We start from the raw sequence: 19,254 nt of genomic DNA on the forward strand, positions 1-19,254 counted from the left end.
TTGTAATGGCGTTCAAAAAACATCTTGTCTATTATTCAGAGTAAGTACACACCTAAAATCCATAGTAGGTGAAATATGAACGCATTTATTCAAGGGCTTCCAAAAGTAGAGTTGCATTTACATATTGAAGGTTCATTAGAACCAGAGTTACTTTTCCAACTGGCTCAACGCAATGGCATCGACCTGCCTTATTCATCTCCAGAGCAATTAAGAGCTGCTTATGAATTTGATGATCTGCAGTCATTTCTTGATATTTATTATCAGGGCGCTAATGCTCTGCGTACAGAACAAGATTTTTACGATCTAACATGGGCATACTTAGAGCGCTGCCAAGCTGACAACGTTATCCACACTGAAATTTTCTTTGATCCTCAAACACATACTGATCGTGGCATTGCATTCGATACCGTGATTAACGGCATTCACCGTGCGCTTGAATACGGTCAAAAAGAACTAGGAATTACCTCTCAAATCATTGCCTGCTTCTTGCGTCACCTGTCTGAAGAGAACGCCATTCAAACGTTCGCTGATATTCTCAAGCATCAAGATAAAATCATTGGTGTTGGATTAGATTCTTCTGAATTAGGGCATCCACCCGAGAAATTTAAGCGAGTATTTCAGAAAGCCAAACAAGCGGGTTTCCTAACGGTAGCTCATGCGGGAGAAGAAGGGCCAGCTCAAAATATTGTTGATGCGATTGAAATGCTCGGTGTTAGCCGAGTAGACCATGGTGTGCAATGCATGACTGACGAGGCCTTGGTAGAGGAATTGATTGAAACCAAGATGCCACTGACTGTATGTCCACTGTCTAACACTAAATTACGCGTTTTCGATGCGATGGAAGACCACAACATAGTCGAGTTGTTAAGAAAGGGCGTAGCTGTCACCATTAACTCTGATGATCCTGCGTACTTCGGTGGTTATATGTCGGATAACTTTAATGCTGTGAACCAAGCTCATGACATGACGCAGCAAGAACTGGCGCAGTTTAGCTTGAATGCTATTGAAGCGAGCTTTATTGGAGAGTCATTAAAGCAGAAATATAGAGAAGTTGTGTTGGCTTATATCGCATAGCTTTCTGCAATATATGAAGGTAAAGAAGCTGGCTATAATATCGTGCCAGCTTCTTTAGTTTGAACGAGAGATAAGCCGATCTACTTGTTCACGTAATCTTTGAATTTTTGTTTGGTTTCAGAGTCAGCTTTTTCGTACCAGAAATAGAGCATCTCCTCGGCTGTGTTCGCAGCGTTAGTATCTATCTTATCTGGCAGAGTAACTGGTTGAGCAGCAACGGACGTAGTCATGCCAATGGCTAGTGCCGCAATGCCACCTTTCTTGTTGTATTCTTTAGCTTCTTGAGGGAACTTACGACCAATTTGCATGCCGTCTTTAATTAACTTGTCTTGCTTAACACTGATAACGTTTTGGTTCTCATCAACCAATTTCCAGTCTAGGTTCTCAAAGCCTTTCTTCGCTTCACGGGTATTATGGTATTTAGGCATATCGAACATCAATGCAGCGTCGGTAGCACTGAAGGTTGCAATAATAGCATCGCTATCAACAAACTCACGGTCGTTACCTTTGTCAAAAGCAAGCTGATATTGGAATACGATCTGGTTTTTACCGTCTGGAACGGTGAGCGTTTTATGAGAAGAGAATAAGCTGCCATCTAGATCTGGCTTAGCTTCGTTGACCGCTAGAATATCAACACTTGATGGAACTTGAATTTCAACGTCAGCTAATACTGCAGGTGTTGCAACGATAGCTGTAAGTAGGGCAATGCTTTGGATTGTCTTCATAATCATACAGTTGTTTATAGTTAGATAAATCACATTCTCATGCAGAGCGAAGTATTTCAAGTTACCTTGTCTCTATTTGATAAAATTCACCGAAACTTAACGTAAGGATAAAACTTGAAAGCATAAACCGTGCTTAATAACGCGATATACAATGTCGCTAATCGTTATCGCCCCCCCGTATTATTTCGATGCCTCATTTCCCGTTGTATTAGCTTGCTGATTGAGTTTTTGTATTAAGCGTGTGGCTTGGTGGCTGTTAACCATCAATCGATTGATCAGTTGCTGAAGTAATTCGGCCTCAGGCATTGTGTGATGCTCGGCTACCTGTTCTGCGGAAACTGCAAGCTCAAGTACCTCTGTCATCTCAAACCTTGATGCAATCGCTCTGACTGCGTTTAAGGTTCTACAGAGATCATCCGGTCTGGCGCTAGAAAATAACTCTATCAATTCGTCAATTTCGTTCTCTAACTCCTCGACGAGAGAGGTCAAGCATTCGAGTTTCTCACCTGTTTCCATCTTACCGCTAGTCAGCAATAGACTGCGCGAAACCTCTTCTTCTGTGAGTGGTAACTTGTTCTTCGGCAGACGTGTCAATATGGTGATATTGCTTTCATCTTTGTTTGGACGGTTGTGTACATTAGCCGAGTTATGTCGGTTAACCTCAAATTGGTGATGAAACTCATTAATGGCGTTTTGTAAGCTGTTTTTCTGCAATGGTTTGGTGAGTACGAAATCAGCCCCTGACAGAATAAATTCATCGTGCGCTTCTTTAAACACATCGGCTGTACACGCGAAAACCACGGTAGTTAGCTTGAGTTCGTTGCGGATTTTTTGAATCGCCTCAATACCGCTCATGTTCGGCATGTGGTTGTCCATGATGATTAAGTCATATTGGTTTGAGGCTAGTTTATCTAAAGCCTGTAAACCATCGTAAGCGTTCTCAACCGTTAAGTTGATAGATTCACAGAATTTCCTGATCACCATCGCGTTGATCTTGTTGTCTTCGACTAATAATACTGAGAAGTTATCGAGAGTCTGATGGGTTCGGATTGGTGTTTGAACGACGATTTTCTCTTCTAGCTCGTGCATTTCTAACGGCAAAGAGATAGCGAATTGAGTACCGGAATTCAGTTGACTAGTGACTCTAATACTTCCGCCCATCAGTTCGACTAATTGTTTCACAATCGACAGTCCTAACCCTGTTCCGCCAAATTTACGTGTCGTTGAAAGCTCGGCTTGTTCAAAGGCTGTGAATATATGGTCGATCTTGTCTTCTGCAATGCCAATACCAGTGTCAGTCACCAATATATTCACGCTTGGCGGGGTTGTCGGTGCAATCAAAAACTCCACTTCGACCTTGCCTGATTCAGTAAATTTGACTGCATTACCTGCCAAATTAAATAAAATCTGACGGGTACGTGCGGGGTCTCCCACCAACTGAACATTGGCAGGGATGCTGTCCTTGATGATAAAATCGAGGCCTTTGTCAGTGGCAAGTGGTGTCAATGTTTTATCAAGGTGTGTAACCACGTCTTTGACTGAGAATGGGCTGTATTCAAGCTCCATTTTTCCTTGTTCAACCTTAGAAAAATCGAGAATGTCATTTAATATGGTAACGAGGTGCTGACCTGAATCGATGATGATTTGTGCTTGCTTGCGAGTGTCGGAGCTTTGTGAATCTTCTTTGATGATCTGGGCGATACCTAACACGCCATTCATTGGGGTTCGTAATTCATGGCTCATGGTAGCAAGGAATAATGACTTGGCTTCGTTGGCTTTTTCCGCTTTGTCTGCGGCTTCTTGATAGGAGAGGTTGTTTCGCTTTAATTCAAAGACGCGCAGGATAAAGAGGGTGAATGAGAAGGCAAAGGTGAGTAGCGCCAATGTGATGATGAGTTTAACGATGATGCTTTTAAGCTGGTCTTGAACATCGGTAAATTGATGTTCAATCTGCTCAAGGTATTCCATGCTATGGACCGAAAGCACTCGTGATAGCAGTTGGCTCTGTTGCTCATTAAGCTCAGTAAACGTTTTAGACAGGTTAGCCAAGTCTGAGTTTATGCCCTGATGTTGAATTTGTGTGCCTGCAAACAGCACGCTAGCGAGTAGCTCACTTTGAACATTTATGTTTGAAGATGTGATCGCGTCAATATTGTGTGAGCCATTTCTTGAGCCAGTTTCTGTGAGTTGTAGAGTTAGGGATTGCAGAATGAATTGACGGGCAACACTCAATCCGACGAGGTTGTCTAGCGTATCCACGTTCGCTATAGAAGCGGTGTGGAAACGCTCAAGTAATTTCGGGGTTTGTAAGCCTCGAAAGAACACTGAGTGGATATTAGTACCTTGATAGCTACCTTTGAGCAATTGCAGTTCTTTTTCTAAGGCGACTAAATTTGCCGTCATTTGATAAGGGTTCGAGATCCCCGCGAGAGCCGCATTGGTTATCTGATCGCGCATTTCTAGTACTTCATGTCCGAGCTCACGGACAGATTCACCATATTTAGTGACTTTCTCATGCTCAAAATAGGTCAGCATGATAAAGCTGACTAAGCCCACAAATAGCGAGATAAACAGTAAAAAGATGAGTCTGATTTTATTCATTTTCAAACTCCACTAGCATTTGAGGGCGGTCACCGGTGAGGGTTTCTAGGAAGGTTTTGATATCGCTAATGATTTGGTCTTCAAATGTTTTTCCTAACTGGCTCTCTCCCATAATCTTAATAGCTTCTTCTAGCGTAGCGGTTTGTCCATCGTGAAAGTAGGGTGCTGTGATTGCGACGTTTCTAAGGCTAGCAACACGGAATAAGTGCTTGTCTTGTGGTTGAGCGGTAAACATAAAGCGACCTTGATCTTCACTTCGTTCGGAACCTGTCTTTGATAATCCAAAATAGCCAAATCGCATCACCATGCCGCCGCCAATATTGGTGCCTTGGTGGCAACGAATACAGCCTTCCTCTTGAAAGGTTTTCCACCCCCTTTTTTCACTTGCAGAAAGTGCAGAGTTATTGCCTCTTAAATATTGGTCGAAAGGAGAGTGAGGTGTCGTTAAGCCTCGCATAAACTCAACGAGAGCTGCTTTAATTGAGGCCTCGTTAATAGCTGTTCCCTCTTCATTGAATAGACTAACGTAATCATCTGCCTGGGATACATAATCAATAATATATTCCCAGTTAGAATCCATTTCGGCGATGTTATGTACGGGGCCATCGATTTGGTCAGTAAGGTTGTTAACGCGACCATCCCAAAAGAAGCGGTAGTTAAAGGTCGCGTTGAACACTGTGAGTGAATTTCTCATTCCGCTGCCGTTTACTCCAGCAGATACAGGGGTCACTTCAGCCCCATTGGTTTGCAGGCTATGACAACTTTCACAACTGACACTTTGATCGGACGATAAGTTGGGATCCCTGAATAAAATCCAACCTATTTTGGCAAGCTTCTTATCAATTTGAATTGAATCTGGAATTGGTGATACTGGAGATTTTGCAGATGGGATCTGTTTGGTATTTTGGGTATCTGTAGTGGAGGTGTGAGCTGCTGAAAGGAAGGTTTCATAGTCGTTATTACGAGAATGTTGTTCTTCATGTTCAAGTAATACATGGACCTTTGAAGAGGCGGTATCATAAACCAATACGGAGATTGAAACGCAAATTACCGTTACGCTTATTACAGCCAGATATGGCGTTTTCATAGCATCAATTCCAACTGATTATGACCACTCAGAGTCGCTCTGATTCCACCTTCATTCCCTTGTTAATGAAGGTGTGACTTTATAAACCTAGTTGCAATGAATTGATGTTGCAAGGCTGGTGGAAGGAAATTAAACCGGTTTGGTAAGTATGCTCGGGAATGGACTGATAAACTGGGGCTAATGTAGGTGCGATGAAGAAAAGCCGTAGTCACTGTATTGAGTCACCACGGCTTTATTATTTCATAATGCACTTACTTAATATATCTGAAGTGCGTATGTTTACTCGAAGTACTAATGTTTACTTGAAACATCTCTCCTAAATCGGCTTATTTAGCTTGCGCTGCTGCCGCTTCTAGTTGCTTAAGTTTACCTTGAAGCATGTATGCATTCTGGTTGAAGTTACCAGGGTTCAGTACTTGGCTGTTCTGCATTGGGTAGTCAGGTAGCGTGTTCATGAACTCTTGTACTTTGCCGCCTACTGGTACGAATAGCCACATGTTGTCTGCCATCCAACGTAGGTACATGCCAGATTCGTGTGGGGCTTTTTCGAATGGGTCTGCACGTAGGTGAACGACTTGAGGCCAGTTTGGTTGGAAACGTACCGCATCGGTAATGTTACCGTCCATTACCGCGAATGAGATCTTGAAGTCATTCCAACGTACAGCGTTTAACTCAGCGTTTGCAGAGAAGTAAAGCATGCTATCACGAGGGCCTTTCTCTTCTTTACCTTGGAAGTAAGGTAAGAAGTTGTAACCATCTAGGTGTACACGCCAGTTTTTACCGTTGTAAGTCGCACCTTTGTCAGACGCAAGTTTCTCAACCACTTTATCATCACCAGCGGCTGCTAGTAGAGTAGGGATCCAGTCTTGGTGGCTCATGATGTCATTGATCTTAGTCCCCGGTTTGATTGTACCAGGCCAGCGAACGAGCTGAGGAACACGCATACCCCCTTCGTAAGTGGTACCTTTCTCACCGTGGAAGTAAGTTGCACCGCCATCAGGCCAAGATACTGTCTCTGCACCGTTATCGGTAGAGTAGATAACGATTGTGTTGTCTGCGATCTTAAGCTCATCAAGCTTGTCTAGAAGGATACCTACTTGGTCATCGTGCTCTAGCATGCCATCTGCGTAGATGCTGATACCTGATTTACCTTGGTATTTCTCTTGTAGACGAGTCCACACGTGCATACGTGTTGTGTTGTGTTGTGCCAGATGAAGAATGGTTTGTCAGCTTTCACTGCTTTTTCCATGAAGGCTAGAGATTGTTCTAGGAACTCTTCATCCGCGTGCTCCATACGCTTACGTGTCATTGGGCCGGTATCTTCAATCTTACCGTCAGAAGTCGACTTGATTACACCTCGAGGGCCAAAGTTCTTACGGAACTCAGGATCTTTAGGGTAGTAGTATGTTTCTGGCTCTTCTTCTGCGTTTAGGTGGTAAAGGTTACCGAAGAACTGGTCAAAACCGTGGTTTGTTGGAAGGTGTTTGTCTTGGTCACCCATGTGGTTTTTACCGAACTGGGCTGTCATGTAGCCCTGTTCTTTAAGAAGGTCAGCGATCGTTGGAGCCCAATCTGGGATACCGTGGTCTGAACCTGGCATTCCGATAGTCAATAGACCGGTACGGAAAGGTTCTTGGCCCGTTAGGCAGCGCACACGTGGCGATGCCTGTCACTCAAGACAGTAAGGTATTCGAACCGTTTCTTGCGGCTATTACACCCGACATCATGCCGGTTTCAGGTAAGTCAGCAGAAGAAGCACTGCCATTGATCAATCAACAACTGTCTGGTGAGTTAGGCTCTTCTGTACTGTTGGTATCAGATGGTGTAAACCCAAGCACCATTAGGGCGTACGAGAGTTTCTTTAACGACAATCCGTATCAGTTGCTCATTCTAGCCGCAGGAAATAGCAATGTGGTGAGCGATAACCCAGTCGACCTCGATTCACTGCGTAACTTAGCGAGTAAGACGGGTGGACGAGTGGTTGAGGTGACCGTTGATGATTCGGATATCCAACAATTGAACAGAGCGATTGAAAGAAACATGCAGCTCAACGGCGAATCTTCAATGCCTTGGAAAGACATGGGCTATGGCTTGCTTATCCCAATGGCAATTATCATGTTGTTGTGGTTCAGAAAAGGATGGTTGGTGCAGTGGTGTGTTGTTGGTTTGATGATCACAAGCAGCCTGTATTCACCAGACACTTTGGCGAAAACAGTCAACTTAACCGCTGAGAAACCCGTTGTAGTGGAGTCGCTTACAGCTTGGGACAAAACAGCTCAATGGTGGTGGGACTTATGGCTAACGCCCGACCAACAAGGTCAACGTTTGTTGAACCAGAAAGAGTACCTTCAAGCTGCTAAACATTTCACTGACCCAATGCGAAAGGGCGCGGCTTATTACTATGCTCGTGATTTTAAGCTCGCTCACAGTGCGTTCTTGCAAACCAAAACTGACCTTGGTTTATCCAATGCAGCGAGTGCGTTAGCCAGGCAGCGTGAATACCTTGCGGCGCGAGACCTTTTGAAGTCACTAAGCGAGAAAGAGGATCTTTCACCAGAACTAAGAACGGATGTGGAAAATAACCTTGTAGTGCTTAGCGGGATTGTCGAAGAGGTAAACCGAACCAGTGAAAGCCAATCTGGAACCACAGATGGCCCTGAAGAGTCTTTAGAACTCGAAGACGATCAGCCACGAACGGGTGATGGCGCTGAAGAAGAAACGGTAGCGGAATTGATGCTCAAGGAAACGCTTAATGCCAATGAAATCTTGGGCAGCCAAGAGCTTGCCGACAAGTGGTTAAAACGCGTCGAAGCGGATCCTAAGTTCTTCTTGAAGTCCAAGTTCCAAATTCAGTTAAGAAATCCGGCACCGTCTATCGAACAGACGCCAAAACAGGTACCGGCGTCAAAACAGGAGCAAGCACAATGAGTCGATATGATTTAGCTCTTGAAGCCATTCAATCAAAGAGAGTGCGATTCAGAGCCCATAAGTGGTTACTGTCGATGACTCTTATGTTGAGTTGGTTTTTTCCTGCTGTTGCTTCTGCTGCCGATATCTTCGATCTCCAAAAAAGTGGTGATGTTGAGCTGATCGCTTGGGTTGGAGAAAAACCGAAGTCAGGCGATAAGATAAGGCCGACCAAAGTCAGCGTAAATGAGCAGGTAATTCTGAATATTGAGGTGGCGACGCCGCGTTGGTTAACGGGAGGGACTCGAATCGGCAGTATCGAAATTCCTAACGTGATTGCTAAGCAGCGGAACCAACTCGCGACGAACTACACGGAACGAATTAATGGCACTACATGGTCACGCCAGCGTTGGGAAGTGACGCTCTATCCGATGACTTCTGGCGAGTTTGTCATTCCAACCGTGCCGGTTCGCGTCCAAGTTTCTGCTCCTGATGGTTCTAATGTTGGCGGCACGCTTTACACGCAGCCGATTAAGTTTGAAGCTTCGTTGCCTTCAGGTTTACTTGATAATGAATCGCCTTGGTTTTCTGCAACAGAAGTAGATACAGAGCAACAATGGCAACGCTCGAGTGAAAACTTAAAAGTAGGCGATGCTATTACTCGAACGGTAGCCATCAAGGCAAAAGACAGCCTCTCTGTGTTGCTGCCAGACGTGCTAACCAATGAGTCCACTCAGCAGTTCCAAGCTTACCCACAGCCCAACCGTTTAGACGATACGCAAGAACGCGGTGATTACCGTTCTAGCCGAGTCGAAGAAACGGTTTATGTTATTCAACAAGGTGGCGAATTTACCTTACCGGATTTCTCATTCCAGTGGTGGGACAGCAAGAATCAACGTCTTGAAAGTGTTGTCATAAAAGGCGAGGTGTTTGAAGCAAAACACACTGTTCAATCCTTCATCAAGGCTTATATGTCGGTCTTTATCAGCGTTGGTTTGGCATTAGTGTTGTGTGTTGCGTTATTTGTTTCTTTGAAGCGTTATTACAAGAACCGACCGACACCGAGTTGGTTGGTATTCCGTCGTTTGCTTAAGCAAGGCAATTGGCCTGCATTGAGAACCTTTATCTACCGTCAATTGCGAACAGAAACGACTCAGTTAGAACTGGATAAAGTGAAACTGAGTAAAGCGCAACTTGGTAAATTGAATGGACAAAAACGTTGGGTGGAAGACAGCGAAGCACTTCAGCAAGGGTATGAAGATAAAAACGTCTTTACTCGTTTGTGGAGAGGTTTAAGTAACCTGTCTAATGATCAATTAAACTCAAGCCATTCTCGTTCGATTTTCTCCCGCTTGAAAATCTCTAAAGCCTTGCCAGACTTAAAAAATAAAACTAAGTAGCAACCTTTAGTTATTCGCATCGAACATGATCGGCAGGTTCTCTATTATGGGGAATCTGCTTCTTTAATATGGAACTGTATGAAAAATACCGAGCTAAATTTAATTCCTATATTTGTTGCTATCTATGAAGAGCAGAACTTGTCTAGGGCTGCTAGTCGCATGGATATCAGCCAACCTGCTGTGAGCAAAGCGCTTGCACGGTTGCGAGATATCTATGACGAGCCACTGTTTCACCGCACCACATCAGGCGTAGAGCCAACCACATTCGCTATTGATATCTATCCTGCAATGGCTGCCGCACTCAAGAACTTCACTTCTACTTTGTCGGATTCAAGAGACTTCGACCCTAAAACCTCAGGCCGCGTCTTCTCAATTGCTTGCGTCTCAGCGGCGAGTTACGAAATGATGCCAAGAGTCATGCAGTTAATTAGTCAAGTGGCGCCTGGTATTGCATTGGAAATTCATCCTTTGTTTACTGAAGATTACGAGTCCGATTTAAGATTACAAAGACACGATGTGATTGTTGATATGACGCCAAAGGGAAGAACCATGCTCAAGCATGAGGTGATTTCTAAAGAGGAGCTGGTGGTTGTATGCAGAGCTGATCATCCTACGGTTGGCGACACCATTAATATGGAGCAATTTCTTTCTCTTGGTCACGTCGTGGTATCTCGCTGGCACGCCCGTAAAAGCTTGTTAAGTTCTGAACACTATGATGGATTAGAACAGCGCAGGGTAGTTTACCGAGCGGCTGGCGTTGTCGAGATGCTCCCAGTCATTGAGAACTCAGATTATATCGGTATGCTGCCAATATCGTCGGTTCGCTGTTTCTCAGAGAAGTACAATGTCAAAATACTGCCTTTACCATTCGAGTTGGAAGACCTCGAAATGTGTATGATTTGGCACCCAAGCCGTACCAACGAGCCAAGCCATAAGTGGCTGCGTGATAAAATAAAAGTGGCGGCAAAAGAGTTATCAAGTTAGTTAGCACTATATTAGTTATTATAGAGGACATAGCATGGACAGCATTCGCGCGATTTTCAATGGTAAGAAAGCCAATACTCCAGAGTTAAGACAAGCGGTTTTTGATGCAAGAGACCGTGATATCGACCTACAAGTTAGAGTGACTTGGGAGCCTTCAGATATGTATCGTCTAGTAAACGAGGCAATATGCGATGGTGTGAAACGGCTCATTGTTGCTGGTGGCGATGGGACGGTTAATGAGGCCGTTAGTGCGCTCAACCAGTTCCAAGTGAGTGAAAGGCCGCAACTTGCGATTATTCCCATGGGAACCGCGAACGATTTTGCTACTGCAACGGCTATTCCGAGTAATATTGCAGAGGCTTTTGCACTCGCGTTAGAAGGCAATACTTTCGCGGTCGACAGTGTTCGTGCTAACGACCGCTATTTCATGAATGTAGCGGCAGCAGGATTTGGAGCTGAAGTGACCGCTGAAACTCCTGTTGAATTGAAAGACTTTCTTGGTGGCGGTGCGTACACGTTAACAGGCGTGGTGAAAGCGTTAGGATTTAAGCCTTATATCGGCACCTTAACCGTAGATAAAGGCACTTTTACTGGCGAAATTCTGGTTGGTGCGTTTTGTAATGGTCGCTTGGCCGGTGGTGGTCAATCACTTGCGCCTGAAGCTTTGATAGACGATGGCTTAATGGATCTAACATTAGTTAAGTCATTTGTGGCGTCAGAATTACCGCAAGTTCTTGAGGAGTTAAAAAGTCCTGATGAAGACGGTAAGTATATTGTGCATACTCAAACGAGTTGGCTTGATATCGATTTTACTCAACCTTTACCGATTAATTTAGACGGAGAGCCTTATCGTTCAAATAACATCCGCTTCGAAGTTGTCCCATCAAGCATCCGTCTGGTACTTCCTGATGACTGCCCCTGTTTAAGTAAGAACTGCGTTTGAATATGTTCAATGTCATATGGTGTTACTGAACGTGAGATCGGCTTTGCTTCAATAGTGTGCTCTGCGTACTGAGTGCGCTTGCAATATTTTCTGCATTCTTATCGCCAGCCGAGATCCGGGTTAACGTTGTGCTGTGTAATACTGAATTATTTTAATCCGCCTGTAACTAGTCTGGGTCTTTAACTAGGCGCAGACCCATGTCCGACATGGTGATTGACTGGCTTGCGAAATCACGGCGGTAACTTTCAGATTCATTTGCGTCATAGGCAAAACTGCCACCGCGCACTGATTTATGTGATAGCCCTACGTCACTATGTTTTGCATTGTTTGGATTATCTGTTGGACCGAATCTGTAGAAGGTGTCATCGAAGGCATCAATCACAAACTCTCCCACGTTTCCTGTCATGTCATATAAACCTAGTTCATTTGGTTTTTTTAGTCCGACAGGATGAGCACTGTTTTTTGAGTTTGCTGAGTACCACGCGACATCACCTAAGCTATTGGAACCGCTGTAAGTATAGCCTTTACTTCTGTTGCCACCCTTCGCTGCAAATTCCCATTCAGCTTCAGTTGGTAGGCGGTACTCTTCGCTTGTTAACTCATTCAACTGCTCAACGAAATAGTTCGCCTGTTGCCAACTTAAGTTGTTAACTGGGATTTGTGGGTTTTTGAAATAACTAAGAGACGACCCCATCACTGATTCGAATAGTTCTTGAGTCACCTCAAACTTCGCAATGTAAAAACTATCTACAACTACTTCACGCGCTGGTCGTTCAGCTTTGGTTGCTTTCTTGCTGTTTGAGCCCATGGTGAATGTTCCGCCTTCAACCAACACCATCTCTTGGTCAATTTTTTGAGCGATAGGGTGTGTAGGCACGCTTGCACAGCCGCTTAGGAAAATAGTCATTGTGACGCCGCTAACTGCTGCTAAATGTTTGTAATTGATAAATTTCATCACGTGCCTCAAATATTCGAAATAGGATGTAATTCTAACGTTTTTGGTCATTCCTATTGGTTATAAAGGGTATAACATGCCACTGAGTTAATTCGGAATTATGATGGGAACAAGACACTAAGATAGGTAGGTAAATCATGCATATTACTCAAGGTCCACAATATAACGGTAAAGCGTCTAAGCGCCTGCATGTTATGGCTAAGCCGATTGGCGCAGCGTGCAACATTGACTGTAAATATTGTTATTACCTAAGTAAGCAAGATTTGTTGGAGTACAAGAAAGGCAGTTCTCCAAGAATGGATGATGAGACGCTAGAGACTTACATCCGACAATACATCGAAGGTCAAAATACACCTGAAATCATCTTCTCATGGCAGGGTGGTGAACCTACCATGTTAGGTTTGGCTTATTTTGAGCGTGTGGTTGAGCTACAGAAAAAGTATCAGCCCGAAGGTGTGTTAATTTCAAATGATCTACAAACTAATGGCACATTATTGAATGATGATTGGGGTCGATTCTTAGCAAAGAACAACTTCCTAATCGGTTTAAGTATTGATGGCCCTGAAATGCTGCACAACGCTTACCGTACCAACAGAGCGGGTCGTGGCACATTCAAACAAGTGATGGCTGCTGTTGAGCTGCTACACAAGCACCAAGTAAAATTCGCCACGCTTACTTGTGTGAATAACCTGACCAGTCAAAACGCATTAGAAGTGTATCGTTTCCTACGTGATGTGGTGAAGTCTCCACAAATGCAGTTTATTCCTATCGTTGAACAGAAAACCTTTAGAACGGTTGCGCCACAAACGTCTCAAGTGAGTGAGCAACTTAAGCAAGGTGACAAGCGTCTGATCCCTGGCCATAAAGATTCGATCATGGAATCTTGGTGTGTGTCGGACTTAGCGTGGGGTAACTTCCTGATTGCTGTGTTTGACGAGTGGGCGAAGCACGACATCGGTAAAGTGTTCGTTCAGTATTTTGAAGCGAGCTTAGAAACGTGGATTGGTCGCCCGAACCCGCTTTGCACTTTGAACGAGATATGTGGCAAAGGCCTAGCAATGGAGCCAAACGGCGATGTGTTCTCTTGTGACCACTACGTTTACCCTGAATATAAAATCGGCAACATCCATCATGAAAAGCTTGATGACCTAGCATATAGCGCACCACAACAGAAATTTGGCTTTGCTAAATCACGCACACTGACGAGCCAATGCCAGCAATGTGACTACAAGTTTGCTTGTCATGGCGAATGCCCTAAAAACCGCTTTATCAAAACTCGTGCGGGTGAGCCGGGTTTGAACTATTTATGTGCGGGCTGGCACAAATTCTTCTCTCATGTTGATAAATCGATGGCGTATATTGCACGTGCGATGAGGCACCCTGTTGCTCATGGTAAGTACAGTGATTCTGTGATGATGGCGCGTCGAGTAGAACAGGCGCAACAAGCTACGTTCGAGACCAAGTTTTAAATCAAGTTCTAGGTTTAGATCTATCGATCTTAATGAAATTTAATCAAATATGAGTCTAGGGACAAGCTAAGTTCTCCAGCTTAAGGTAATACTATGATCAAGAAAAGTTTAGCAACAGCGGTTGCTTTATTTATTTCAACGTCCGCATTGCTATCAACGTCAGCGATGGCGGCCAATAGCGTTCAACAAACTGTTGATGCACCGGCACAAAATATCAATCAAGTGCTTGAAATGACGGACACTCAAACCCGAATTCAACAGTTGTCTTACATGGCGCAAGATCAGAATCAGTCTATTGAAAACCGTACTGGTGCGCTGCAAGAATTGGCCGCTTACCCAAGCCAAAATGCGTTGGTGGCTGTTGTTAGAGGTTTGAAAGATCAAGACCCTGAAGTTCGTGAAGCGTCGGTGATTGGGTCTGAACCTTATCAACTAGAACATCGCTGGGCATTGGTATCTCCGTTGCTTAAAGACAGCGATACTATGGTTCGCCACACGGCAACATCAAATCTAATTCGTGACTTTAATGCCTTAGATGATCAACAAAAAGCACAAATCGAACCACCAGTAAAAGAGTTGATTAGTTTCCTAGAAACGCAAGAATCTGAAAAGTATCAATTGCTGTTTGCTGATGTACTTCGCTGGCACAACGAGTGGGATAAGGCCGAAACGGTTTATTTGGATCTCATTAATACTCATGCGACAGAGCCACAAGTTTGGTTGAGTTATGCCGATAACTTCCGTGCACAGAAAAAAGACCAGCAAGCGGTCGATGTATTGGATCGCGGTTTGAAACATGTACCAGACAACGCAGCTTTGCATTACTCTAAATCTCTGACTTTGGTTCGCCTTGAAGACAAGAGCGCAGCGGCACATGAGATTGAAGTGGCCGCTAAGCTAGCGAAAGATAATAGCTATTACTGGTACCTCAATGGGGTATTGCAAGAAGAGTTAGATATCGACAAATCGACCAAGTCGTTCGAAAAAGCGTACCTAATATCGGGTTCTCCAGAGCAGTTGTATGCAGTGTGTGACATTTACGTGCGCTACGGTAATGAGAAAACGGATGAATGCTTGGTTGAGCTTTCGAAAGTGGCCCCGGGTTACGTGATTGATCAGCTGAAAGAGAAGCGAGTAGCGCCAAGCTCGTAATATCTTCAATAACAACGTTGAACAAACAAGAAGTCAGTTGATATATTCGATTGGCTTTTTTTGTAATGTCTTGTGCTGAACTGTGCGACTCGTGTGTGGGTCATCTCGTCTAACAAGTTGCACTTTCTATTTGATGGAATAGTTTGTCTTTTCTCACGGGCTTCGCGACGTACCCATCCATTCCCGAATCAAAGCACTTTTGAATGTCATCATCGATAACGCTGGCGGTTAACGCGATGATAGGAGTTTTATTTAAACCTAGATTTCTCTCATATTCTCTAATCTCTCGAGTTGCGGTGAAACCATCCATTACTGGCATCATGCAATCCATTAAAATAATGTCGAAGTTACTGTCGCTCTTATACATCTCAACAGCGATTAGTCCATTGTCTGCAATTTCAAATGCATAGCCCGCTTTTTTCAGCATTAAAGATGCCACCTTCTGATTCACGCGATTGTCTTCGACAAGAAGTATCTTTTCAGATTTACTCGGCACTGTGTTTTGTTCCGTTTCTTCTGGTAATGTCTGTTTGGCTTTGCTTGCGTTATTAATAGGAATGACAGTTGACACTACTGATGTTGAATTTTGATGAGAGGTGAAAGGCAAAGGCATTGTCTCAACAGCGGCTAGGATTTTCTCTTCCAACATTTCGAACTTGAATGGCTTTGGTACATAGTCGTCCATTCCCACATCAAAACACTTTTGAATATCATCATCAATCACACTGGCGGTAAGTGCAATAATAGGGGTACGACGTTTTGCTTTTGTTTCCTCTTCAATTCTTCGGATGTTGACTGTCGCTTGGAAGCCATCCATAACTGGCATCATACAATCCATCAATATTGCCGCGTAAAGAGAGTTATTAGCAAACATGTCCACGGCTTCTTGGCCATTGTTTGCAAATTCGAAGTCAAAGCCACTTTTACTTACGTGAAGGCCCGCAATCTTTTGGTTTATCTTATTGTCTTCCACGATCAGAATTTTATGTTGAGGCATTAGATCTTGTTGACTAGCTTCTGAGCGAGCAGCAAAACCCTGTACGTCGCAAAGTTCAATGGCTTTTATTAAGCGTATGCCAAGTAGCGGTTGTGATACTTGAGCGGTAACACTATTACCCATATCACCCGATTCGCTGAGAAATGAACGAAGGAGACAGATAGTAGCGCCGTTTTGATGCAGTTTATCTAAGTCGTCGGAATGGTCGTTAACTCGAAACGAATCATCTTCAGCGAAAATGACAGTGGTCGATTTACTGTACTTTTTCGTTCTGATTTGCTTAACAATATCGTCCGCATGTTCCGTTATTTGAGTCACTTTCAAACCATAAAGATTAAGGTCGTTTTCTATGCGCTCAGAAAGTACATTTTTGTTACCGAAAATGTAAATGTTAGCGGTTGCTAAACTTGGCTTCGGCAACATTAAGTCAACCGGTAATTCTAAATCGAAGTAGAAACAACTGCCTTCCCCTTTAACTGAGGTGAGTTGAATTCGACCACCCATAAGCTCAACAAGCTGAGTACTGATGGCGAGACCAAGACCTGTGCCGCCGAACTGTCGAGTGGTTGAATTGTCCTCTTGAGCAAAAGGTTCGAATATTTGTTTTTGTTGCTGTTTATCTATACCAATGCCGGTGTCACGTACAGAGAACCTAATGGTAACACTAGTGCTAGGTTGGCTGAGAGTCTGGATCGATAATGTCACCCCACCTTTTGCGGTAAACTTCACTGCATTCGACATAAAGTTCATTAGAATTTGTCTTAATCGGTGATCATCAAGCATGACTCGAGCTGGTGTATCTGAGCTGATGTCGACGCTAACTGTGATATTTTGCTCTTTTGCTTTCGGCGCAATAATTGAGGCGATATCGTATATTGATTCTCTAATGGATGCGGAATGTGGGCTGATTAATAGCATGCCAGATTCTATCTTAGAAAAATCTAAGATATCGTTGATTAAACTCAGTAGCAGTTGAGATGATATTTCAATGGTATCAACATAATCTCGTTGTGTTGGGGTAAGCGGAGTATCTGAAAGGACTTCTGAGATACCGATAACACCATTTAATGGAGTACGTATTTCGTGAGACATGTTAGCTAGGAAGCTACTTTTTGCCTTACTCGCTTGGATTGCGTGATCTTTTGCCTGTTCTGCCTCCTCTTTAGCTCTTTCGGCGTCTTCTTTCGCTATCATCAGTTTCTCTTTAGCGAGCCCTTGTTCGATGGTCAATCGTTTCACTTGCTGAGCAAATAGACTGAGCTCATCTTTTCCTTGTATCAGCTTATCTAAAGAAGGCCGAGTTTGATCGTTCTCACTTTTTAAAAACTTGAGAACCAAATTAAGGTTATTAGTGACCTGCCTTGTCAAACTTAATGTTAACCCCATCACTAGTGCAGTGAGTGAGGCGACGATCGAAATAAACAGTATTCTCTGCATCTGAGCGGCATAAATCGCTTGCTCAACTTCTTGTTTGAACTCTTGTTTAATGACACTACCGAGGCTTTGTAATAGGCTTAGGCGTGTGTTCATGGCCTCTAAACCAACCGAAATTTCTTGTGGACTTAGCTTGCTTATTGCGTTGAGGTTGAGTAAAGCACTTCTTATTTTTTGGCTTTGAGTAAAAACGTCATTTCTAAACACCTCAACCATTAAAGCGACTTGATCCTCGTTGGCATTTAATAAAACGAAGCGCTCTAGGAACAGTTGTTGCCTTTCACTGAGGGTTTTTATTTGTTCTGCAAGTTCTGGGCTGTATTCTTGGCTGTTTTGAAATATTTCAATCAGTGAGGTACCCAGTTTGAATTCCTCATTTGACCAAAAAGCTAGCCATTCAAGCTGTTGTAATGCAGTGAGGTGCTGCTGAATTTCACGTTTGGTGTTCTCAAACGGGACTTTTTCTATTTCAATCAATAACCGCTTGTACGTGTCACTTTGCCACTCAAGGGCATCTAATTTATCGTAACTATCGGTTGCTTCCATCGCAAATAGAGTAGCGTCGCTGAAGTCTGTTACAAGTTGATTTACTTCATCAAAAGCGTCTAAAAAAATCAATGGGGAGACTTTTTTCAGTTCTTCTCTGACTTGGCTACTTTGTGTCGCAAACTCCTCCGAGCTAAAAGTTAGAGTACTCCGAGATAAGGCCGAAACATCCTGAAGGTAGACAAATAGCTGGTTGGTTCGTTCAAAATCGGCTAACTGAGCTGTTAAGATATAAGCCTGTCTGCCAGCAAGGAAGAGCAAGAGTGAAATGGGGAGTAAAACTAAGCCAAAGAGTTTGTGTTTGACTGAAAGGCTATTCCAGACCGTAATCGGCATATAAGGATCCGTGCTACTGTTTTTATATAAAACAGTAGAATAAAAATGACAATATGGAAACTTTGATACCGTAAACTTAGTGGAAGTGTGGAAGGGGTATAAATTCTTAGGATCTTATAGCTTATCTTGCAATGTATTCCGTTCCTGACCATTGATGACGTTCGGCCTTCGGTTCATTTTGTATTTTTATTGATGAGAAACTTTAAAGAAAGCTTAATGATGATGGTTTTTGTCTTTAGTTACTTCTAACAGAAGTTGCTCTAGAGCTGATTTTGCAGTCGGTTCTAATGTCCAAACCCCTAGCATTCGCTGGAGTGCGGCACGATATACTCTGTTTTTTAACAGGAAGGCGAGAGTGCTAGTGTCGTTATTCAAAACATGGCTTTGTATCACGACTAGCTCAGCTTTGTTTGCGATGTCAATTTGCTGAAGGTTAAAAGCGGGTAGAAATGCACACTCATACCATACCTCAACAACCTCTCGGAGTTCGATTTCCTCTTCAGGTACGTCGCAGTCCTGAAATTGATGGTTTTCAGGAATAGTGGATAAGTACGATACATCAAGCTTGTCTGCAACGAATGTGTACATTTTCTTCCTAGTTAAATGTGAGTTGAGGGTAAATCATCTCTTTCACTTATGTTTTT

General features: G+C 43.5%; 12 protein-coding genes and 2 pseudogenes. 7 read left to right on the forward strand and 7 right to left on the reverse strand.

The genetic code is table 11. The features are described from left to right. Positions 1-75: 75 nt before the first annotated feature. Positions 76-1,074, forward strand: a complete 999-nt coding sequence (locus WR49_RS16705; RefSeq protein WP_046224754.1) for an adenosine deaminase — start codon at positions 76-78, stop codon at positions 1,072-1,074. A gap of 80 nt (positions 1,075-1,154) precedes the next feature. Here the strand turns inward: WR49_RS16705 and WR49_RS16710 are convergent, their stop codons facing one another. From WR49_RS16710 to WR49_RS16725, 4 genes and pseudogenes are all read right to left on the reverse strand, one after another. Beyond that, on the reverse strand, positions 1,155-1,799 hold the full coding sequence (locus WR49_RS16710; protein WP_082082791.1) for a DUF2057 family protein: 645 nt from the start codon (positions 1,797-1,799) through the stop codon (positions 1,155-1,157). A gap of 180 nt (positions 1,800-1,979) precedes the next feature. After that, a complete protein-coding gene (locus WR49_RS16715; RefSeq protein ID WP_046224756.1) occupies positions 1,980-4,400 on the reverse strand; it encodes an ATP-binding protein in 2,421 nt (806 codons plus the stop codon). Then, complete coding sequence (locus WR49_RS16720; protein WP_046224757.1) at positions 4,393-5,487, reverse strand: cytochrome-c peroxidase; 1,095 nt, start codon at positions 5,485-5,487, stop codon at positions 4,393-4,395. The genes WR49_RS16715 and WR49_RS16720 overlap by 8 nt, the downstream gene beginning before the upstream one ends. 326 nt (positions 5,488-5,813) lie before the next feature. After that, positions 5,814-7,144, reverse strand: a pseudogene (locus tag WR49_RS16725) (sulfatase-like hydrolase/transferase); the annotation flags it as partial. Here WR49_RS16725 and WR49_RS16730 point away from each other — a divergent pair. The 4 genes and pseudogenes from WR49_RS16730 to yegS form a co-directional block, all read left to right on the forward strand. Then, positions 7,132-8,415 (forward strand): annotated as a pseudogene (locus WR49_RS16730) (hypothetical protein); the annotation flags it as partial. The pseudogenes WR49_RS16725 and WR49_RS16730 overlap by 13 nt on opposite strands. Continuing rightward, positions 8,412-9,794, forward strand: coding sequence for a BatD family protein (locus WR49_RS16735; RefSeq protein WP_046224758.1), 1,383 nt, complete (start codon positions 8,412-8,414; stop codon positions 9,792-9,794). The pseudogene WR49_RS16730 and the gene WR49_RS16735, both read left to right, overlap by 4 nt. A gap of 78 nt (positions 9,795-9,872) precedes the next feature. Beyond that, positions 9,873-10,778, forward strand: a complete 906-nt coding sequence (locus tag WR49_RS16740; protein WP_017058432.1) for a LysR family transcriptional regulator — start codon at positions 9,873-9,875, stop codon at positions 10,776-10,778. Positions 10,779-10,812: 34 nt separating this feature from the next. Continuing rightward, positions 10,813-11,721 (forward strand): lipid kinase YegS, encoded by a 909-nt coding sequence (gene yegS, locus WR49_RS16745; protein WP_046224759.1) that lies wholly within the window; start codon positions 10,813-10,815, stop codon positions 11,719-11,721. A 166-nt stretch (positions 11,722-11,887) separates the two neighbouring features. Here yegS and WR49_RS16750 read toward each other — a convergent pair whose 3' ends face one another. Continuing rightward, the gene (locus WR49_RS16750; RefSeq protein WP_046224760.1) at positions 11,888-12,676 is read right to left on the reverse strand and encodes a formylglycine-generating enzyme family protein; all 789 of its coding nucleotides are present in this window, start codon (positions 12,674-12,676) and stop codon (positions 11,888-11,890) included. A 137-nt stretch (positions 12,677-12,813) separates the two neighbouring features. On the opposite strand from WR49_RS16750, the gene WR49_RS16755 reads away from it, so the two are divergent. Together WR49_RS16755 and WR49_RS16760 are read left to right on the forward strand one after the other, a co-directional pair. Continuing rightward, positions 12,814-14,145 (forward strand): anaerobic sulfatase maturase, encoded by a 1,332-nt coding sequence (locus tag WR49_RS16755; RefSeq protein WP_046224761.1) that lies wholly within the window; start codon positions 12,814-12,816, stop codon positions 14,143-14,145. 93 nt (positions 14,146-14,238) lie between these two features. Next, entirely contained in the window at positions 14,239-15,297 is a 1,059-nt protein-coding gene (locus WR49_RS16760) for a hypothetical protein (RefSeq protein ID WP_017058428.1), read from the forward strand. 109 nt (positions 15,298-15,406) lie between these two features. Here the strand turns inward: WR49_RS16760 and WR49_RS16765 are convergent, their stop codons facing one another. Both WR49_RS16765 and WR49_RS16770 read right to left on the reverse strand, forming a co-directional pair. Beyond that, on the reverse strand, positions 15,407-18,610 hold the full coding sequence (locus WR49_RS16765) for a response regulator (protein ID WP_046224762.1): 3,204 nt from the start codon (positions 18,608-18,610) through the stop codon (positions 15,407-15,409). 213 nt (positions 18,611-18,823) lie between these two features. After that, positions 18,824-19,198 carry a hypothetical protein gene (locus WR49_RS16770; RefSeq protein ID WP_046224763.1) on the reverse strand — a complete coding sequence of 125 codons (375 nt, stop codon included), beginning with the start codon at positions 19,196-19,198 and terminating at the stop codon, positions 18,824-18,826. Between the last annotated feature and the right edge of the window lie 56 nt (positions 19,199-19,254).

The organism is Vibrio sp. ECSMB14106 (genome assembly GCF_000972265.1).
GTDB classification, from domain to species: domain Bacteria; phylum Pseudomonadota; class Gammaproteobacteria; order Enterobacterales; family Vibrionaceae; genus Vibrio; species Vibrio kanaloae.

Bases quoted from the DNA above. Each gene is read 5' to 3' on its own strand.
- WR49_RS16705 (WP_046224754.1), top strand. From the start codon at position 76: ATGAACGCATTTATTCAAGGGCTTCCAAAAGTAGAGTTGCATTTACAT.
- WR49_RS16710 (WP_082082791.1), bottom strand. From the start codon at position 1,799: ATGAAGACAATCCAAAGCATTGCCCTACTTACAGCTATCGTTGCAACA.
- WR49_RS16715 (WP_046224756.1), bottom strand. From the start codon at position 4,400: ATGAATAAAATCAGACTCATCTTTTTACTGTTTATCTCGCTATTTGTG.
- WR49_RS16720 (WP_046224757.1), bottom strand. From the start codon at position 5,487: ATGAAAACGCCATATCTGGCTGTAATAAGCGTAACGGTAATTTGCGTT.
- WR49_RS16735 (WP_046224758.1), top strand. From the start codon at position 8,412: ATGAGTCGATATGATTTAGCTCTTGAAGCCATTCAATCAAAGAGAGTG.
- WR49_RS16740 (WP_017058432.1), top strand. From the start codon at position 9,873: ATGAAAAATACCGAGCTAAATTTAATTCCTATATTTGTTGCTATCTAT.
- yegS (WP_046224759.1), top strand. From the start codon at position 10,813: ATGGACAGCATTCGCGCGATTTTCAATGGTAAGAAAGCCAATACTCCA.
- WR49_RS16750 (WP_046224760.1), bottom strand. From the start codon at position 12,676: ATGAAATTTATCAATTACAAACATTTAGCAGCAGTTAGCGGCGTCACA.
- WR49_RS16755 (WP_046224761.1), top strand. From the start codon at position 12,814: ATGCATATTACTCAAGGTCCACAATATAACGGTAAAGCGTCTAAGCGC.
- WR49_RS16760 (WP_017058428.1), top strand. From the start codon at position 14,239: ATGATCAAGAAAAGTTTAGCAACAGCGGTTGCTTTATTTATTTCAACG.
- WR49_RS16765 (WP_046224762.1), bottom strand. From the start codon at position 18,610: ATGCCGATTACGGTCTGGAATAGCCTTTCAGTCAAACACAAACTCTTT.
- WR49_RS16770 (WP_046224763.1), bottom strand. From the start codon at position 19,198: ATGTACACATTCGTTGCAGACAAGCTTGATGTATCGTACTTATCCACT.